This window comes from bacterium (genome assembly GCA_041648665.1).
Classification (GTDB): Bacteria; UBA10199; UBA10199; order 2-02-FULL-44-16; family JAAZCA01; genus JAFGMW01.
Genome location: JBAZOP010000037.1, coordinates 1 through 16,923, shown reverse-complemented (window position 1 = coordinate 16,923; position 16,923 = coordinate 1). Strand labels below are relative to the sequence as shown.

The window sequence follows — 16,923 nt, the reverse complement described above, 5'->3', positions numbered from 1 at the left end:
TTTTGAGCGGCCGGGCGGGGGGAGCGGAAACGACGGCGTGGTGCGGCCGGGCGGAAAAAAGACTTGAAGGTGGCGGCGGATTGAGCTAGTAAAGGCATCCGCCGGCATAAAGGCCGATCCATCGCGTGTTACGACATCTTTTGGAGGCCGACTTGTCATCGCTGATGCGCCCAATCTCCTCTCCCCTCGTCTCTGCCTCCGGCTATTCAGGACCATCTTTGATCTCGCTCGCCGTCGCCGCACAACCGCAACACATCAGGGAAAAGAACGATGCGTTCCTCGCGGTGGCGCGTCCGCACGCGTTGCTCGTCACGAATCACGGCTATCCGGGCCCGGACACGCGTTGGCCCACGAGCGGCCCCGACTCCGGCGGCCAGATAACGTACGTCAACAAGGTCGCGGAGAATCTGGTGCCTCTGGGCTACAAGGTGACGATCGCCACTCGCGCATTCAGGCCAGCCGCCGAATACGAGAAGTTCGGCGACCGCAGGGGAGTGGATTTCTTTGAGAACGAGCCGCTGGCGCGCTACGTCTTCGTCCCGGGCGTGGAGCCGGAGTTCGTCGCCAAGGAGCAGATATTCGCGGAGCTCCCTGTCATCGCCCAAAACCTGTCGCACTTCATAGCTGAGGAGGCGCGCGCCGCCAAGGTCAAGCCCTGGGAGCACGTTGCCTGGATCAACTCCCACTACTGGGATGGAGGAGTGATCGGCCAGCTCGTGGTGAGGGGATGGCAGCATGAGGTTCTCTCCGGCTGGATAGCCGATAAGTTCGGATTCGACCCCACTTCGCTTTGCAATCCCATGGCGGGCGGCATTATCAGGACTGTGATCAGAAGCCTCGCGACCTATCTGAGCGAGGATCCGGAGCTTGCCGGCCGCCTGGATGCCGTGAACAGGCACGCATGGACCTCGCACTCCATAGGGACCCTCAAGCGGAAAAACATGGATGAGATGCCCAAGTCGGATGACGCCGACGAGTCTATCAAAAAATTGAAGGAGAAGGCGCGCAGGTGGGAGTACATGGCCATGAATTTCTCCATGCGCGAGCTGGTGGAGAGGGCGCTGGTCGGCGGGGCGCAGCTGGCCCTCGGGCAGCTCCTGTATCCGGACGCGCCGCCGGCGAAGTTGATCGCCTACACCTCCGCCGAGATACTGGATCAGACGCGATGGCTGGGTATGCCTGAGGATATGCCGCTGGTGAGGTTCCCGCCGGGCACGGAGTTCAAAGGCTTTTATCCGCGCGACAATGTGAATCATCCCGACGTCCAGCTCCTCTTCGATTACATGGAGGGCAGGGCCGATCTCTTCCCCGAGGAGAAGGCCCATCCTCCGGAGAGGACCGTGCCCGCGGAGGTGGTGGACAGGATGCGGCGCGATCCGCAGAGCCTGAATGTGATCGTCGAGGCCAGCCGAATGGACGAGACCAAGCGCAAGGTCCTTCTCGTCGAGGTGATGCCGAGTCTCCCGAAAGACACGATCATGCTCATCACCGGCATGAGGGACGGCGCAGGGGTGTACGACGGGATCAAGGCGCGCATAGATGAGCTGGGGCTTTCGGACCGGGTCTTTTTGATCGGCAGGGTTCCGGCCAGGTGCATGGGGCCGCTCTGCAGCCTGCCGCACGGCGAGGGGCGCGATCAATTCCGGGCGGCGATCGGGGCCAGCGCCTCGCGCATGGAGGGCTGGGGGATGTCGGTGATGGACATGACCGCAGGGGGGCTGCCCCTGGTGGCCTCCGACATGATCCCGTATGCGACCTACATAGCGGACAAGGGCGATGCGGCCGTGGTGGTGCCCATGCAGGATGGAGAGGTGGATAGATACGCGGAGGTTTTCCGCTCGCTCATCGCAGATCCCGCTGCCGCGAGGGATCTGGCCGCGCGCGGCCGCGAGGCTGTCCGCGAGTTCGAATGGCCCGAGCTCACCCGCACGTTCGTGGGCGAGGTCGAGAAGGTCTTCGACATCAGCAGGAAATAATCGGATCAGATGAACACTTCGATTTCGTTTAATCCAGGGACGATCTTCTCTCCTGCCGCTGGGCCCGTGACTCCGGCTTCGACGACGCCCTCTGTCTTGCCCCAGGCGCCGGGCGTTGTTCCCATCGCGAGGCTTGTAGGCGCGCCCCCTGCTTTTACGCGCGACAACAAACTGGCTCTCAACGCAGGGGGCTCTGTCGTGAGGGAGGTGTTCAGATACAAAATAGGCACGGCCCCGAAAAATCCCAGGGATAGAAAAGAGGGCTATGTCTTCACCGGCGAAGAGGGCCGGACGATGTCGCTGGAGGGGATTCAGGTCTCGCACGGTCGTCGGCTCGACAACTTGGTGCTGATCGGCGATCGATGGTACAAAGCGTCCGAGTCGGGGGAGATAAATATCCGGGCGCTCCTGGAGGAGCCGGCCCTCTGGATGGGCAACACCTCGCTCTTTTACATGATCGGGGTCGATGCGATCTCCACGGAGCCGTCGAACGAAGCCGCAATAGATATGTTCTGGGACAGGAGGGTGCCGAGGGAGTTCGAGTCTCCTTTGCCCCCGAGCCCTGCGGCAGTTAACTACGCCCTCTCATTTCTCACGGAGGAGAACCCCTACCTCAGGTTGCACGCGGTCATCGCTCTTGTGCGGAGGAATTGGGAGGTGGGCGGGGCGGTCTCCCTTCAGTTCCTCGACGCGCTCAGGGATCTGGGCGAGCCTTACCTCCAGCACGGGATGCGCACGGCGCTCGGGCTGAACTTGATCTCGCCCTCGCTCTGGCCGTCCGATTGGGAGAATCAACTCATACTCCTGCTCACCCAGCTTCAATTTGAGCGCGGCATCAGAAACTTGAAGGTGGATAAGGCGAGGACCTCCATGGTTGAACAGCGCGTTTTCAAGGCGCGCTTGAAGTCGGTGCTGGAGAACATATCGTCCAGGATGTTGCATCCCAAGATAATAGCTCAGGCCGCGGAGAATGGGGATCTGTTCGGCCTGCCGGTGAGGATCGATGGCCAGACGCTCGTCATCGATTCCGAGCGGCTGCTCGGCGAGAGGGAGTTCGGCAGGCTTGAGAGCGGCGAGCCCAGCGGGGCGCCCGGCAAGTCCAGGATGCCCACCCGCGGACAGATGGTGCTGGACGGGCTTCGCAGGCTTGCGGAACAGGGGATGACCCGGGCCGTGCATGATCTGGCTCGCATAAGGTGCGGGCTGGCCCTCCACAACAGCTCGTTGGTCGCGGGGCGCAGATCTCTCAAGGCGCGGGCCGGCGTCGACGAACACGAGGGGCTGCCTGAGGGCGTAGGTTTCATCCGCGGCGGATTCGGGCCGGGAGGGGCGGCGCGGGAGTGCCTGAACTGGCTCAACTGGTTGTCCGATGACCTGGGCTCCACGGGCGTCAAAATTTTCGTAGGCGCCGGCTTCTTCCATGAGGATGCGTCTCTGCCGTCCGCCGCCGTCAAAACGATCCTGCCCGCAGTGGACCGCGCAACGCACTTCGATTCCATAACAAGGCACATCTTTGATCCCGAATCAAAAGTCTCGGCGGACGAACTCCAGATGCGCTATGACGAGGCGGTGGAGCGCTCCGCTCATGAGATAGCCGCGTGGGCCTTTGAGTCCGGCATCGAGGTCGTAATCGCCAGCCAGATGGGCAACGTCTTCGAGAATCCAATCGCCATGCCTGCGATACTGGGCGCCAAGCTCCTGCTTGCGAGCGTGGGTCGCGAAATGCGCGTGATATTCCGCGACAATTACTTCCGCGATCCGGAAGGTCAGGCTCCCAGGATCGCGCTCTGGCAGGACAGGCATCCGAACCTGGATCCCAACATGCGGGGCGTCGTCCACCTCGTCGAGAGCCCTGCCGGCGGGGTGATCGCCGGCAGACAGTACGGGATCAACAGGACGTTTTTCCTTCCAAGGGGGGTCAATCTCTTTGCCGGGGATGAGTCGCCCTCCGTCTCGGGCGTGAACGCTGCGCCCATGGAAAGGGAGGATGGCGAGGATCAGGCGGCGAGATTCGCAAGACTCATGAGGTCCAGGGCCGATAAGGTCCGCGATTCCCTGAGCGAGCTTTACGGCGTGCCGAAGGACGCGGTCGTGATCCTCTCGCCGTCGAGGATTGCAGGCGTCAAGAGGCTCGACATGACGCTCAAACTCGTCGCCGGCCTCAAGCCGTTGATCGATCGCGATATCCATCTGCTGGTGCTGGGCGAATCCGTGGCGAGCGATCACCGCACGAAGTGGTCCGGTGACGAGAAGGAGACGCGCGAGTCGTTCGATGCGATGGCTGAGGAGATGGGTTTGGCGGACAAGGTCCATCTCCTGGGTTTTATTCCTCACGAGCCGACGGGTGAGTATCCGTTTACGCTGCAGGATCTCATGGCCAGCGCGGACCTGGTGTCGCAGTTCAGCGACGAAGCGACCTTCGGGATGTCCTCCATGGAGGCCATGGCCAGCGGCGTGCCGATCGTGATGACGAACTTCCGTTATCCGGGGAGCACGTTCGGATCTCTCTTCAGCACCTACAAGAGCGTCTATGAGGGATGCAACGTCTTCGTCCACTATCAGAAGGACGGAGATTTCGATCCCGGCATGCTGGCGCGAATCGCAAGGACCTTGGACGACGAGAAGGAGAGAATGAGGATCGTGCATCCGAACTATCTGCGCATCGGCGACTCTCAGTTCAACGGCCGGTTCACGAGGGGATATCTGAAGGAGCTCCTGCGGGGCATCCTGCATTTTTCCTGATCAGAGGGCTTTGAGGTTCACGTTGAAGATCGTGTGCGAGACGCATGGGGCGCATGCGACCCTTCCGTAGGTCGTTGTCTGATTGTTGAGCCTGGATCTGTACCAATCCGGGACGCCTTTGGAGCGCGTCGTCACCGTAAGCAGAGTTTGCGACCCCGGCCGGGGATGCGACAACCTGGAGCCGATGAGCGCGATGCGGCTCTCGAACTTTTCGAACTCCTTGTGGTTGAGGGGGTTCAGGTTTTCCTTTTGCAAGTACTTGATGAAGATCGGCAACAGCGGCAGATGGTTTTCTATGATCCTGATCATGTATTCGACGGCATCCGGATTGTACCCCGGCCTTTGATCATGCCCTCTGCCCCAGAGCATCTCCGCAACCTGCCTGTGGTTCAGCTGCATCAAATGCAACGCCATGCCGCTGATCGGCGCTTCTGCCTCCGCGAACAGCCGCTTCAGGAGGGGCGCCAACATGTGCCCGGTGCTCCTCCCTGAGTGCCAGGCGTTCGTCCCGATGATGGCCATGTGACGATGAGGGTTGGGATGGAGGAGAAAATGGGATCGGAGGGACCGGATGAACGACTCGTCTATCCTGTCGTCCATCACCTCGCCATTCTGGTTTATGAATTCATCGCCGTACTTGAGTATCAGGATTCCGGCTGTCCGATCGTCGGAAAAAGTTCTCTTTATCCTCTCGACCTCCGATCGCCACGCGTCCTTCGTGGGCTGCGATAGCTCCGTCATGACGGTTTGCTGCAGGTCGTCGAGGAGAGAGCGCTCCAGGTATCTTGCCCAGCTGCCGTCGATGTCGAAGCCTCGTCGTCCGATGGCCAGCGTCATCTTCCCCTTCTTCAACATGTCGAGGAACGCGTTGAGGTCGCTCTTCCTGTATTCGTTCATCCCGAATTCATACGGATTCGCGGGCGCGGGTTCGCGATATTGGAAGGTGCGGGTGAGGAGGTCGACCTCTTCGTAATAGGTCCTCAATGGTAGCACGGCGTTTTTTTCTACGGCTTCGTTCGTTCGATCGATCTTCGGGGCATCCGGTTCTTTGATCTTGACCGGTTCCTCGCGTTTGGGCGGGAGATCTTCGATTATGGCAAGAGGCTTCACAGGCTTGGATGAACTCGGTGCAGCCTTCGGTGCGGCCGGGACTTGTGCGAATTGCTTTGTGACCTCCCCGGGAGGCATGAAGAGAAACGGTCTCCACCTCTGATCGAATTCGCGCCTCAGTCGCTGGTTTACACCCCGCTTCCCCAGGTTATCGGAAATGTGGTTATAAAGCCTCATGCTGGGTTTTTCGATAAACGCTTCGATAAGATCTTCGAAGCCGGATACATCCGAGTCATTCCCGCCTGACGCGAGTTCTATCGCCTTGCGGATGTCGTTTCGAAATTGATCGATCCTGTTCACTCAGCTTTCTCCTGCAGGTGAATAATTATGCGACGCTAACACGGCAAAAACTGATTTTTAAAGGGAAAAAACGCGTCTGTGTGAAATATATAAATATATCAATTGGTTAGAGATGTGATGGAGCGCGGTCACTCATGCATGGGGATGCAGTATTGGCGGCCTGAATCAGGATCGCGGCCGATGGTGATGCGGGCGCCGTACACGCGTTCTATGATCTCCGGCGTTATCACCTCGGAGGGCGCCCCTTCGGCAGCCACGCGGCCCTCCTTGAGCAGGACGATGCGGTCGCATGTCGAGGTCGCGAGGTTGAGATCGTGCATCACGCAGGCGACGCCCATGCCGCACTTCTTTGCCAGGCCGCGCATGAGCTTGGCGAGGTCGGATGTGTGCCTGATGTCCAGGAAGCTCGTGGGCTCGTCGAGCAGCAGCGCCTTGGGGTTCTGGGCCAGGGCGCGCGCGATGATAACGCGGCGGCGCTCGCCGCCCGAGAGCGACCTGATGTCGCGTCCGGCGAATTCATTGCAATCGACCGCGCGCATCGCCTCCATGGCTATGCCCACGTCCTCCTTTGACTCGAAGCCGAAGCGCGGGAGATACGGAGAGCGGCCCATGAGCACGATCTCGAGCGAGGTGAATGGAAACGGGATGTGCGTCTCCTGAGGCACGATGGCTATGCTGCGCGCGCGCTCGCGATGGGGGATATCCTTCAGGGAAAGGTCGCGCAGCAGGACCTCTCCGGAAGAGGGCGGCATGACGCCGGACATCACGTTGAGCAGGGTGGACTTGCCCGCTCCGTTGGGCCCCATGATCCCGAGCACCTCGCCCCAGCGCAGCGATACGCTCACGCCGTGGAGGACCGGATTCCCTCCGTACGCGAACGCGACGTCTTTGGTTTTCAGCAGGGTATCCATCAGATCGTTTTTTGCTGCCTCCTCAAAAGGATCATGAACAACGGGGCGCCGACCATAGCGGTGATCACGCCTACAGGCAGCTCCGTGGCGTAGCCGGTGTGCATGAGCAGGGTGCGGGCTGCGGCGTCCGCGAGCACCAGGAACGCGGCGCCTGCGAGGCCGGAGGCGGGAACGAGCAGCCTGTGATCCGCTCCGGTCAGAAGCCTCATGATGTGCGGGACCGCGAGCCCCACGAACCCGATGAGCCCGCTCGCCGCCACCGCCGCGCCCACCATCAGCGACGCTGCGATGAACACCACGGCCCTCAGCCTCGCGACGTTCACTCCCATGGACGCGGCGTCCGCATCGCCCATGGCGAGCAGATTCATCCGCCAGGAGCACGCGCAGAGCATCGCGAATCCGCCCAGCACGCAGAGAGCCAGCACCGCTATCGTGCCCATGCCCATTGGTTCGATATTGCCCATCAGGAGGAAGAGTATCTGGTACGCCTCTTCCATCGTGACGATCGAGTTGACGAAGAGGATCAGCGCGAAGCAGAAGGCGTTGAAGATCACGCCCGTGAGCAGGAGGGTGGTAGGGGAGAGCCTCCTGCGCGCGTTTCCGATGTTGAAGATCGCGAGCATCGAGACGATCGCGCCGCCGAACGCGGCTATCGATTGCAGAGTGAACCCGAGCCCCGCGCCCACGGCCGCGACCGCGCCCAGCGCCGCGCCGCCGGAAACGCCGAGTATGAACGGATCCGCCAGCTGGTTCCTGAGCAGGGCCTGGAATGCGCCCCCTGCGGAGGCCAGCGCCATGCCCACGAGCGCCGCGAGGAGTATGCGCGGGAGCCTGGATACGAAGATGATCGCGTACGCCCGCTCATCGCCCGAGAGCGCGGCTCGGAGGCTTGCCTCCTCGGAGCCCAGAAAGAGCGCGAAGGCGATCGACGCGATCAGGAAGGCGAGGAGGCCCGCGTTGATCCATATCCAGCGCCTGGATGTCAGATGCGATCTCATCTCAATTTCCATAGATCCTGGCCGCGAGTTTTTCAAGCGCGTTCGGCATCCTGGGGCCGGCCCTGAACATGCCGGGGTCCATGGCGATCACCCTGCCTTCGCGCACCGCCTTGATCGAGTCGACATTGCTCCAGGGCCTCTCCTGTGCGGAGCCCGGCTTGATGTCCATGGAGAGGTCTACGATGATGTCCGGATCAAAGGCGATCAGTTGCTCGAGCCCTATCTTCGGATACCTGACGCTCGTGCCCCTCGCCGCGTTCGTGAGCCCGATGTAAGCGATCGCATCGTCCATGAATGTGCCGGGCCCGGCCAGGATGGTCGGCTTGAGTCCCCAGACTACCACCGCGTTGGCGGGTTTTTTGTCTCCGTAGCGTTTCTTGAGCGCATCGAGCCGGCCTTCGATCTCGCCGCGAAGCTTCTTGCCGCGCTCCGGCGCCCCCAGCACGGCTGAGATCTTTTCGATCGAGTCCAGCGTCTCCCCCAGCGTCGTGAAGGGGAAGATCTCCACGGAAAGTCCCGCCCTGCGGAGCGCGTCGATCGATCTCCGGCTCGAGTTCTCCTCCGAGCCGATGACGATGTCGGGCCTGAGACCTATGATGCGCTCGGTGTACGGCCTAGTGTAGTCGGCCGCGATCTCCGGTTTCTTTGCGCCGTCCGGCGCATCGCAATACTTGGTTACGCCGACCAGCCTCTCTCCCAGTCCGAGCGCGTAGACCGTGTCGGTGATCGAGGGCTTGAGCGAGACGATGCGCCTGGGCGCCTCGGCCCAAACGGGTAGGGAAAATGCAATCAATAAGGTAATTGTCGCAAGTCTGAAGCTCTTCATTATTGTCGACATTGACCACCCTCTCCCTGACCCTCTCCCCTCGAGGGAGAGGGGAGGGTGAGGGGGCAGATTTATTCCATCCCGCTCAAGTTCGCTTCCCAAATACTTCCTGACATCCCGTCGTTGGCGGTCACGGTCTGGTATAGTGTGTCGCCCACCACGACCGCGGGGCCTGATGAGCCGCCGGCCACCGAGGTCATCGGTATCCCCGGCCATCCTGCGGCCTGGGTGTGAGCGAAGAGTATCGAGCTCCCCTCGCCGAAGGCCCCGAAGTCGGAGATGGCCGCGACGTCGCCGTGTGCGCAGATGTTGGAGATGAAGTTCTCCACGTCCGGCATCGCGCGGTCGAGCAAGGTTTCGCCTGTGGCCGGGTCCACGCCCATGATCCTGTTATCCGGCTTCTGCACCCCGATGAGGACGAGCCCGCTTTCCGTCAGAGGCATCACGGGCGACGTCTGGCCCGTGATAGAGCCGAGGGAGGCGGATTCCATGTCGAGGTCAGGCAGCGAAACGACGTCGATCGCGGCCTCGCTCTCCACGCTGGGTGCGTAAGGCCCGGAGGAGAGCACTGCGAAGGAGGCAGCGCCTATCGCCGCTATGCCGGTCGGGTTCACGCCGGACGTCTCTATCGAGCCTGCGGCCGTCGTGTCGAATGTCCCGTCTCCGTTGTAGTCGAAGTAGAGCACGGTGCCTGCGAAAAAGGTCGTGAGCGACGGGTCGGCGTAATCCACGCTGTCCAGGTTCGACGTGGCGATGAAGAGCCTGGTCCCGGCCTCGAAGAAGTAGAGCCCTGCGGGGTAGTTCGGGGTGAACGCGAGCGGCTGATCGAGCTCGTCGGTGATCGTGATGTCCGCGAAATCCACGTCCTGAGTCACCGAACCGTCGGTGTAATCGACCACCGTGAAGCCGTCGGGCGCGGACCTCGCGATGACCGCGTGCTGGTCGTCTATCATCATGTGGTTCGCGGGATAGCCCGGGACCGAGCCTGCCTGGGCCCAGTCGCCGCCGGTGCCCAGCGGCGGCGATTTCCAGAGTGCGCCCGGCATGCCGCAGGTGACGTAGAGGCGGTCGTCGAGAGCATTGTGCGTGACGCTCGCGGGGAAGGCGCACGGCGCTTCAGAGTACAGGCTTATCCCGGGCGCGAACGGGGTCTCGGGATAGGTGTCGGTGTCGGTGTCCACGTCGGTGTCGGTGTCCGTGTCCGAGTCGGTATCCGTATCCACGTCCGAATCCGAATCCACGTCGGATGCGGCATCCTGCACGCCTGAATCGTCCTTTGCACCTTCGTCATCACTGCAGCTTGCCAGCACCACGCTCGCTGCGATTGCCACGCCTGCGATAATAATCGGTATCATCTCTTCCTCCTTTTGTTGTGATGTCAGTTGTCGATCTCTCCGTTTACCACTGCCACTGCATCCAGGTCGAATCCGGCCGTGGTGCCGGAGCTCCCTGTGGTCCCTGCATCCGTGATCTTTATGTATCGCGCCTTCGCGAGCCCGATCTCTCCAAGGTCAAAGGCTTCGCCTCCGGCAACGGCCGGATCGAACGGATCAATGCCATTGCTCGGATTCGAATACACCGGATGCCACCCTGCGCAGCCTGTGTAAGGGTAGCTGCCCGAGTCGCATGCAAAGTCGACAAAGGTCACCCCGTCCGCGCTCGCGCTCACTGTCCCCAATTCCGCGTATGGCGCCAATGGATTGCCGCCGATTGAGAATGCGTTCTCGAACACGATGAAGTCGCTGCCCGCACCGTTGATCGCAGGGCAGTTGCTGAGATCGATTACGATCGATCCTCCCTTGCCGAGAGAGAGCACGTGGAGGCTCCCAGATAACTCGCCTGCGCCGCGCGGCGGGCCCTTCACCACGTTAGGCATGGATGACTGGCCGAAACCTGCGCCCGGGCCGTACGTGACCGATGTCACGGCTTGAGCAAAACCCTGACAGTCATCTCCGTCTGCGCCGGATGGCGGGGCCGGGACCGGCGTGTCGTCTTCCGTCTCTTCCTCTGAAGGCGCGACGAACGCCTGCGCAGGAGCACCGGTGTCGATCGCCATCAGCATGCCGGGATATCCGGTCAACACGAAGAGGTCTGCGCCGTCGTAATCAACGCCGCGCGAGCCGGGGCGAATCGCTATCGGACCCGCGCCGGTGTTGGCCCCCGACGGATTTTCGTCCGTCACGCCGGCGGGAAACCCAATGACAAAGGGGGCGCCTGCGACAGGATCTGTTTCTGTGAGCTCCACAGGGAATACGGCGCTCTGCTCAAAGCTCGACGCAAAGAGGAGGCCGTCGTCCACAGAGAGCGCTGCTGCGCTGATGAAGTCCGACTGCGAAGTTATGGCTATCGGATTGTCCAGGCTGCGCAGTACCTGTCGGTTTATGAGGTCGATCTCGTAGAGGTGGCCGTATGCCGCGGATCCAACGAACGCGCGCGAGCCGTCCTTTGTGATCGCGGGTGTGTGATATGACGCTGCCACAGGGCCGAGCAATATGTTGGCCGTTACGGTCATGGCGTCCGGATCCACGATGTCGATCGACGCGTCGGTCTGCGGCCGGCCCTCTGAATCCACGATGTTGATTACGCCGGAGTTGACCACTATGAGGTCGTCACCCCGCGCCGCAAGACCTGTTGGGTTGAATCCGGTAGTGATGATGTGGTCGATGCGATCGGTCGAGCCGTCGGGATTGATTTGAAAGACCTGGATCGTGCCTGGGGCCGCAATCGCGGGCGCCTCGGTCCTTATGTAATTCGCGCTCGAGACAAATAACCTATCACCCACAATCGCAATTCCGCCCGGGTAGACGGGTGTTAACGTGATATCTGCTTCGCTGCCGTCGGAATTGAGATGCCCTGGGGCTATGGAGAGCTCCTCGATCACGCTCGTAAAGTCGCGCATCTGGCCGCTGCGCGGGTCGAACAAAATCACGGCGTTGGACGTTAGCAGATAGGCCTGATCGATCGCCGTTATCAGGAGTTTCGCAGGTATTCCCGATCCGTTTGCGGCCAGAAAGCCCGCGAATTCCTGCGAGAGCTCCATGGGGTCGGAGTCTATGTCCACCGCGATCACGCCGGCCGGATCCGACGCGGAGACCACGAACGCGGTGGAGCGCATGCCGTCGATGTCGGGTATGACCACGTCTGCGGGGAAATCTCCCGCGAGCGCAAAAACGCCGTACGCAGAGGCGCTGGCATTGGGGTCGCCCTGCTGCGCAACGATCTGGCTGTTGCCGCAGGCGCAGAGCAGGGCCAGTAAGATCGCGATCCCCAGTCTCTTCATCATTGTATTCATGTCTTCGCTCCCATCGTGAACCAGTAGCTCCTGCGCGGCAGGGGGAACCCGCGCGCGTCGTATATCTGCACGTTCGTCACGTCCTTTACCTCCAGCGTGGCGAAGAAGTGTTTTGCGAATGTGAGCGTCGCGCCCGCGTCGGCCGTCGTGCGCTGCGTGATGGAGACCGTGTTCGCCGCGTTGAGCGGGTATGCGCTCACATACTGCAGATTGCCGAACAGGGTCAGAGGCCCCGCGCGGCCCTCGATCCTGGCGTTCGCCTTGTGATCAGGCCTTCCCGGGAGCCTCTGCCCGTTCGATCTGTATTTTGCGTCAAGCCAGGTGTAGTTTCCGAATATGCCGAGCCATCTCCACGGCTCGAACGAGACGGAGAACTCGATCCCCTGGGATTTGACCCTGGAGGTGTTCACGGGTTGTATCGTGAACGCGGAGATCGGCACGTAGATGATCTGGTTGTCTATGTAGTTCTGGAAGTACGCGATCTCGATCCTGGTCTTCGGGGGCGTGAAGGCCACACCCGCGTCCCAGCCGAACGAGAGCTCGTCCTCGAGATCCGGGTTGCCCCTTAAGTATCCCTGGTCCGGCCAGTACAACTCCATGAACGTGGGATAGCGGAACGCGGTGCCTGCGTTGGCTTTGATCTCGACGAAGCCGGCCGGTCTGCCGATTGCGGATACCCGCCAGCTGGCGCGGGTCCTGCGCCCCGTGGCGCCCTCGACCCTGGCCGACGGTATGAACTTCAATTTCCGATCGAAGAAACCGACCTCCACCTCCGCGAACGCGGCATTGCTGTGCCTTCCGTGCGATCCCATCAGAGGCCGTCCGCTTATGGGCGACGAGTCGCAAGCATAGTCGTATCCGTACTGGTAGCGCAGCATGGAGGATATGTCTGCAGGTCCCGGCGATGCCTCGTGCATGAGCATCGCGTGTCCCTCCGGCGAGAGGGAGACGTATGTCACGTCTATCGGTCCGCCGAGCGCCGGGGTGGGGTCGGTGAAGTGATCGTGGTTAAAGGAGTTGGTCGCGCCGGCCTCCATGGAGAGGCCTTTCACGCCCAGATCGTCGGCGTTGAATCTTACCCCGGTCGTGTCCCTGAAGAGCTCCTCATGCGCGTCGAGCGGGTTTGCGGGATAGAGCAGCGTGGTCTCTATCTCCATGCCGGGCACGTTGCGGTCCGTCCAAAAGAAGTCGTTGGATACGCCCAGCGAAGTCGAGCCGGGCATGTCAAGATTCACCTTTGCGAGCAGGTCCTCTGAGATGGATTTGTTGTGGAGCCTGCGATACGTGCGCGGGTCCGCGACGCTGCCGCCGTTCATCTGGATGCCGGCGCTGGTGAAGGTGAACTCCCCTCCGGTCGAATGGTGATTGTGCGCGAGCACGAGGTCCCAGTCTTCGCGCGGCTCGCGCCATGATTCCGCGGTCTGGAGAGTGAGAAAAGAGCCGCCGGTGATCTTTGCGTCGATCGCGCGCTTCGCGCCCGCCCGTTTCGTCACGATGTTGATCACGCCGCCGATCGCGTCCGTGCCGAAGCGCGCCGATGACGCTCCGCGTATGACCTCGATGCGCTCTATCGACTCCATGGGGATGGTCGAGAAGTCGACCGTGCCGGTCAGCGACGAATTTATGCGCACGCCGTCCACGAATACCGCCACCTGCTCCGCGGAAGATCCGCGTATCGAGGCGGTGGAGAGCGCGCCCTCGCCGCCTAAGCTCGTCACGTCCACGCCCACGGTCTCCGAGAGCAGCTCCGTGGTGGACTTAGCGCGCCGATCGTACTGGGAGGGTTTGATCACGGAGGTGAACGCGCCCGGCTCCTGGGCGGATGAGCTCTCTTCCTCGTCGCTCACTGTCACGACGCCTATGTCGGCGGGCGGCGCTGCGACCTCTGGCAGTATGGACTCCGGGTCCTGCGCGTAGGCGTGCAAAGGCGCTGCGAGGAGAAGGGCGAAAAGAAAAACCCTTCTCCGCAGGAGAAGGGTTTTTGTGAAAGCACGCAACATGCGCCGCCTCTTTTCCGCGAAGGGCTGGAACGTTTACCGCCTTGGCGCAAGGTTTCCTGGCTTGGGGCTACTGCCTCCACCGCCTCGCCTTCCCGTCCCATGGGGACAGTGACTAAATCGACGGTGGTCTTAATGCCCATCACAGTGGCGCGACCGCGCGGGATTTGCACCCGCTTCCCTTGCACGCCCGGCTACACAGATTGTGAGGCATGCCTAGCAGCAGCCGGCGCTTGTGTCAATCCTGAGTGTAGTCGAAGGATCAAATGCCGGCTTGCGCTCTCTCCGCCGCTCTGGCATCCGTACCCCCTGGAGGCAGCTATGGCCAAGAAGATGCCGGAGCCTATGAGCACGACCCTGTGGGACTTTCCGTCGCAGCACTACGGCGACGCGATGCAGGGCGACAAGGATTACGCCGGCGCCACGCCATCATATATCATATGGAACCTGCTCTCGCGTTACACGCGCGAGAAGGACCTGGTCGTCGACCCCATGGCGGGCTCGGGCACCACGCTCGACGTCGCGCGCGAGCTGGGCAGGCGCGCCCTGGGCTATGACCTGAAGCCGGAGAGGAAGGACGTGTTTTGCGCGGACGCGCGAAAGCTGCCGCTAGAGGATGCGAAGGCCGACTTCGTGTTCATAGACCCGCCGTACTCGGACCATATCGAGTACTCGGATGACGCGCGCTGCATCGGCAAACTCTCCGCGTTCGAGGAAAAATATTTCAAGGAGATGGACAAGGTGATCGCGGAGAGCGACCGGATACTCAGGCCCGGCAGATGCATGGCGCTCTTCGTCTCCGATACGTTTCAGAAGAAAAGGGGGTTCGTGCCGATCGGATTCAGGCTATTCCTCATGCTCTGCGAGCGCTTCCGCCCGCTCGACATAGTCTGCGTCACCCGCCGCAATCGCAAGCTCAAACGCCGTCACTGGCACACGGAGGCCCTGAAGGGAAACTACTTCCTGCGCGGTTTCAGCTATCTCTTTATAATGAAGAAAGACCGATGATCCCTCGAAAGGACGATCGCGTCAGTTCTGCGGCGTCATCCCGTGACAGGCCATGACGCGGTTTGCGATCTCCATCGACGCCTTGAGCATGTCCTCGGCCTTGCCCTTCTTGCGGAAGTCCTGGACCCCCTGGAGGGTGATCTTCTTTTCCTTGAAGATCGCCTCGGACTCGGGCGTGCCTTCGTTCACGCCTTTGCAACCCAGCGTGGCCATCGCGTCGATGTACTGCTCCTTCGTGATGCCGCGTGAGCAGGCGGCCAGAAACATGAGGCAGAGGCAGGTGATAACGATCTTCTTTGTCATGTGATCCCCCTTGATTGGTTGAGCTAAGCTGCAATAAAGCGTCCATCTCTTCAATCTATTTCTTTCCATGGCCGCCGACTCTTTCAAAAGCTTCTGAACGCTATAAACATTTGATTAAAAAGGGTATTTCTGAAAGTCCGACTTGACAATCGGGCTGCTTTCCAACCATTATGCCGCCTTCGCATTCGGGAGAATCCATTGTACGAGGAACGCACATACAGGGAGAGGGCGAGGCCCGAGGGGCTCGTGCGCAGCGACCTCTCGTTTCAGGAGAGCGACCTGTGCATCTTCGCCGACCGGGAGGTCGTCTCGCGCGCGCTTGTGCTCCTCGGCGAGGCCAGGTTTCAGCTCGAGGCCTACATCGAGCGCGACGAAGGATTCAAGACCGCACTCTCACCCCACGATCCGATCCATTGCGCCCCGCTGATAGTGAGGAAGATGGCGGACGCTGCGCGCAGGTTCGGCGTGGGCCCCATGGCCGCGGTCGCGGGTGCCGTGGCCGAGTACGTGGGCGATCGCATCGCGGGCAACGTGATGATAGAGAACGGCGGGGACATATACGCGAGGACCAAGAGGCCGATCACTCTCTCGCTCTATGCGGGCGAGTCGTCGCAGTTCACAGGCAAGGTGAAGTTCAAGGTCGATCCGGAGGGGGGATCGATCGGCATCGCTACGTCGAGCGGCACTCACGGCCACTCGCTGTCGTTCGGAAAGGCCGATGCCGTGTGCGTAGTGAGCGCGAGTGCGGTCGAAGCCGACGCCGCCGCGACCGCATTCTGCAACAAGGTTCAGAGGGAAGACGACATAGATGCAGTTATAGAAGAGGCCATGGGTCACGAGGGTGTTAAGGGGATTATCGTCGCAATCGGCGATAAACTTGGTGTAAAGGGAGATATTGAGTTTGTCTAGAGGGAGATGAGTTATGAAGAAGAGCGCGATATTGCATTTCAGGGCGGACCTCGTGGAGAAACCCGTGCTCTCCGGCATGATCCGCAAGCACGACGTGGACGTGAACATACTGCAGGCCTCCGTCACTCCGGAGGAGGACGGCGCCATGTTCGTGCAGTTGGAGGGTGAGCCGGCGGCCGTGGAGAAGGCCCTCGATTACCTCAAGGCCGGAGGGGTGCGGATCACCTTCCCTGCAAAGAACCTCATATGGTACGAGGACAAGTGCACGCACTGCGGCGCGTGCGTGGCCCAGTGCCTGCCCAAGTCGCTCTACGTGAAGGCTGGGACGCAGGAGGTGGGGTTCGACCACGACAAGTGCATAGCGTGCGAGCTCTGCATACCCGCGTGTCCGTTCGGCGCGCTGCAGTCAGTGACTGAACATCTTTCGTGAGGTCCCAATGGTAAAGACATACGAAGAGATCAACGAGAAGATCAAATCCGGCAAGGCGGTGGTGGTCACCGCCGAGGAGATGATCGATATCGTGCGCAGCGATGGTGCGAAAAAGGCCGCA

General features: G+C 61.2%; 13 protein-coding genes and 1 riboswitch. Of the genes, 5 read left to right on the top strand and 8 right to left on the bottom strand.

Features of this window, described 5'->3' with window-relative positions:
• Positions 1-164: 164 nt before the first annotated feature.
• On the top strand, positions 165-1,976 hold the full coding sequence (locus WC683_11985) for a glycosyltransferase (GenBank protein ID MFA4973327.1): 1,812 nt from the start codon (positions 165-167) through the stop codon (positions 1,974-1,976).
• Between the two features lie 9 nt (positions 1,977-1,985).
• Complete coding sequence (locus tag WC683_11980) at positions 1,986-4,718, top strand: glycosyltransferase (GenBank protein MFA4973326.1); 2,733 nt, start codon at positions 1,986-1,988, stop codon at positions 4,716-4,718.
• On the opposite strand, the gene WC683_11975 is transcribed toward WC683_11980, so the two are convergent.
• The 7 genes from WC683_11975 to WC683_11945 all read right to left on the bottom strand — a co-directional run bounded on the left by WC683_11975 (position 4,719) and on the right by WC683_11945 (position 14,155).
• Positions 4,719-6,128: a hypothetical protein gene (locus WC683_11975; protein MFA4973325.1), complete on the bottom strand. Its 1,410-nt coding sequence runs from the start codon at positions 6,126-6,128 to the stop codon at positions 4,719-4,721. It lies immediately after the preceding gene.
• A gap of 128 nt (positions 6,129-6,256) precedes the next feature.
• Positions 6,257-7,039 (bottom strand): heme ABC transporter ATP-binding protein, encoded by a 783-nt coding sequence (locus tag WC683_11970; protein ID MFA4973324.1) that lies wholly within the window; start codon positions 7,037-7,039, stop codon positions 6,257-6,259.
• A complete protein-coding gene (locus WC683_11965) occupies positions 7,039-8,037 on the bottom strand; it encodes an iron ABC transporter permease (protein ID MFA4973323.1) in 999 nt (332 codons plus the stop codon). The genes WC683_11970 and WC683_11965 overlap by 1 nt, the downstream gene beginning before the upstream one ends.
• A gap of 1 nt (position 8,038) precedes the next feature.
• On the bottom strand, positions 8,039-8,875 hold the full coding sequence (locus WC683_11960) for a helical backbone metal receptor (GenBank protein ID MFA4973322.1): 837 nt from the start codon (positions 8,873-8,875) through the stop codon (positions 8,039-8,041).
• Between the two features lie 59 nt (positions 8,876-8,934).
• Positions 8,935-10,218 carry a hypothetical protein gene (locus WC683_11955; GenBank protein ID MFA4973321.1) on the bottom strand — a complete coding sequence of 428 codons (1,284 nt, stop codon included), beginning with the start codon at positions 10,216-10,218 and terminating at the stop codon, positions 8,935-8,937.
• A gap of 23 nt (positions 10,219-10,241) precedes the next feature.
• Positions 10,242-12,155 carry a hypothetical protein gene (locus WC683_11950; GenBank protein MFA4973320.1) on the bottom strand — a complete coding sequence of 638 codons (1,914 nt, stop codon included), beginning with the start codon at positions 12,153-12,155 and terminating at the stop codon, positions 10,242-10,244.
• The gene (locus WC683_11945; GenBank protein ID MFA4973319.1) at positions 12,152-14,155 is read right to left on the bottom strand and encodes a TonB-dependent receptor; all 2,004 of its coding nucleotides are present in this window, start codon (positions 14,153-14,155) and stop codon (positions 12,152-12,154) included. The genes WC683_11950 and WC683_11945 overlap by 4 nt, the downstream gene beginning before the upstream one ends.
• A gap of 49 nt (positions 14,156-14,204) precedes the next feature.
• A riboswitch (cobalamin riboswitch) is annotated at positions 14,205-14,336 on the bottom strand.
• Between the two features lie 137 nt (positions 14,337-14,473).
• Here WC683_11945 and WC683_11940 point away from each other — a divergent pair.
• Positions 14,474-15,160, top strand: coding sequence for a DNA methyltransferase (locus tag WC683_11940; GenBank protein ID MFA4973318.1), 687 nt, complete (start codon positions 14,474-14,476; stop codon positions 15,158-15,160).
• A gap of 21 nt (positions 15,161-15,181) precedes the next feature.
• Here WC683_11940 and WC683_11935 read toward each other — a convergent pair whose 3' ends face one another.
• Positions 15,182-15,463, bottom strand: a complete 282-nt coding sequence (locus WC683_11935; GenBank protein ID MFA4973317.1) for a hypothetical protein — start codon at positions 15,461-15,463, stop codon at positions 15,182-15,184.
• Between the two features lie 198 nt (positions 15,464-15,661).
• Here WC683_11935 and WC683_11930 point away from each other — a divergent pair, with 198 nt between their 5' ends.
• Together WC683_11930 and WC683_11925 are read left to right on the top strand one after the other, a co-directional pair.
• The gene (locus tag WC683_11930; GenBank protein ID MFA4973316.1) at positions 15,662-16,372 is read left to right on the top strand and encodes a UPF0280 family protein; all 711 of its coding nucleotides are present in this window, start codon (positions 15,662-15,664) and stop codon (positions 16,370-16,372) included.
• 13 nt (positions 16,373-16,385) lie between these two features.
• The gene (locus WC683_11925) at positions 16,386-16,802 is read left to right on the top strand and encodes an NIL domain-containing protein (GenBank protein MFA4973315.1); all 417 of its coding nucleotides are present in this window, start codon (positions 16,386-16,388) and stop codon (positions 16,800-16,802) included.
• Positions 16,803-16,923 lie beyond the last annotated feature (121 nt).

Bases quoted from the DNA above. Each gene is read 5' to 3' on its own strand.
- WC683_11985 (MFA4973327.1), top strand. From the start codon at position 165: ATGCGCCCAATCTCCTCTCCCCTCGTCTCTGCCTCCGGCTATTCAGGA.
- WC683_11980 (MFA4973326.1), top strand. From the start codon at position 1,986: ATGAACACTTCGATTTCGTTTAATCCAGGGACGATCTTCTCTCCTGCC.
- WC683_11970 (MFA4973324.1), bottom strand. From the start codon at position 7,039: ATGGATACCCTGCTGAAAACCAAAGACGTCGCGTTCGCGTACGGAGGG.
- WC683_11965 (MFA4973323.1), bottom strand. From the start codon at position 8,037: ATGAGATCGCATCTGACATCCAGGCGCTGGATATGGATCAACGCGGGC.
- WC683_11960 (MFA4973322.1), bottom strand. From the start codon at position 8,875: ATGTCGACAATAATGAAGAGCTTCAGACTTGCGACAATTACCTTATTG.
- WC683_11955 (MFA4973321.1), bottom strand. From the start codon at position 10,218: ATGATACCGATTATTATCGCAGGCGTGGCAATCGCAGCGAGCGTGGTG.
- WC683_11950 (MFA4973320.1), bottom strand. From the start codon at position 12,155: ATGAATACAATGATGAAGAGACTGGGGATCGCGATCTTACTGGCCCTG.
- WC683_11945 (MFA4973319.1), bottom strand. From the start codon at position 14,155: ATGTTGCGTGCTTTCACAAAAACCCTTCTCCTGCGGAGAAGGGTTTTT.
- WC683_11940 (MFA4973318.1), top strand. From the start codon at position 14,474: ATGGCCAAGAAGATGCCGGAGCCTATGAGCACGACCCTGTGGGACTTT.
- WC683_11935 (MFA4973317.1), bottom strand. From the start codon at position 15,463: ATGACAAAGAAGATCGTTATCACCTGCCTCTGCCTCATGTTTCTGGCC.
- WC683_11925 (MFA4973315.1), top strand. From the start codon at position 16,386: ATGAAGAAGAGCGCGATATTGCATTTCAGGGCGGACCTCGTGGAGAAA.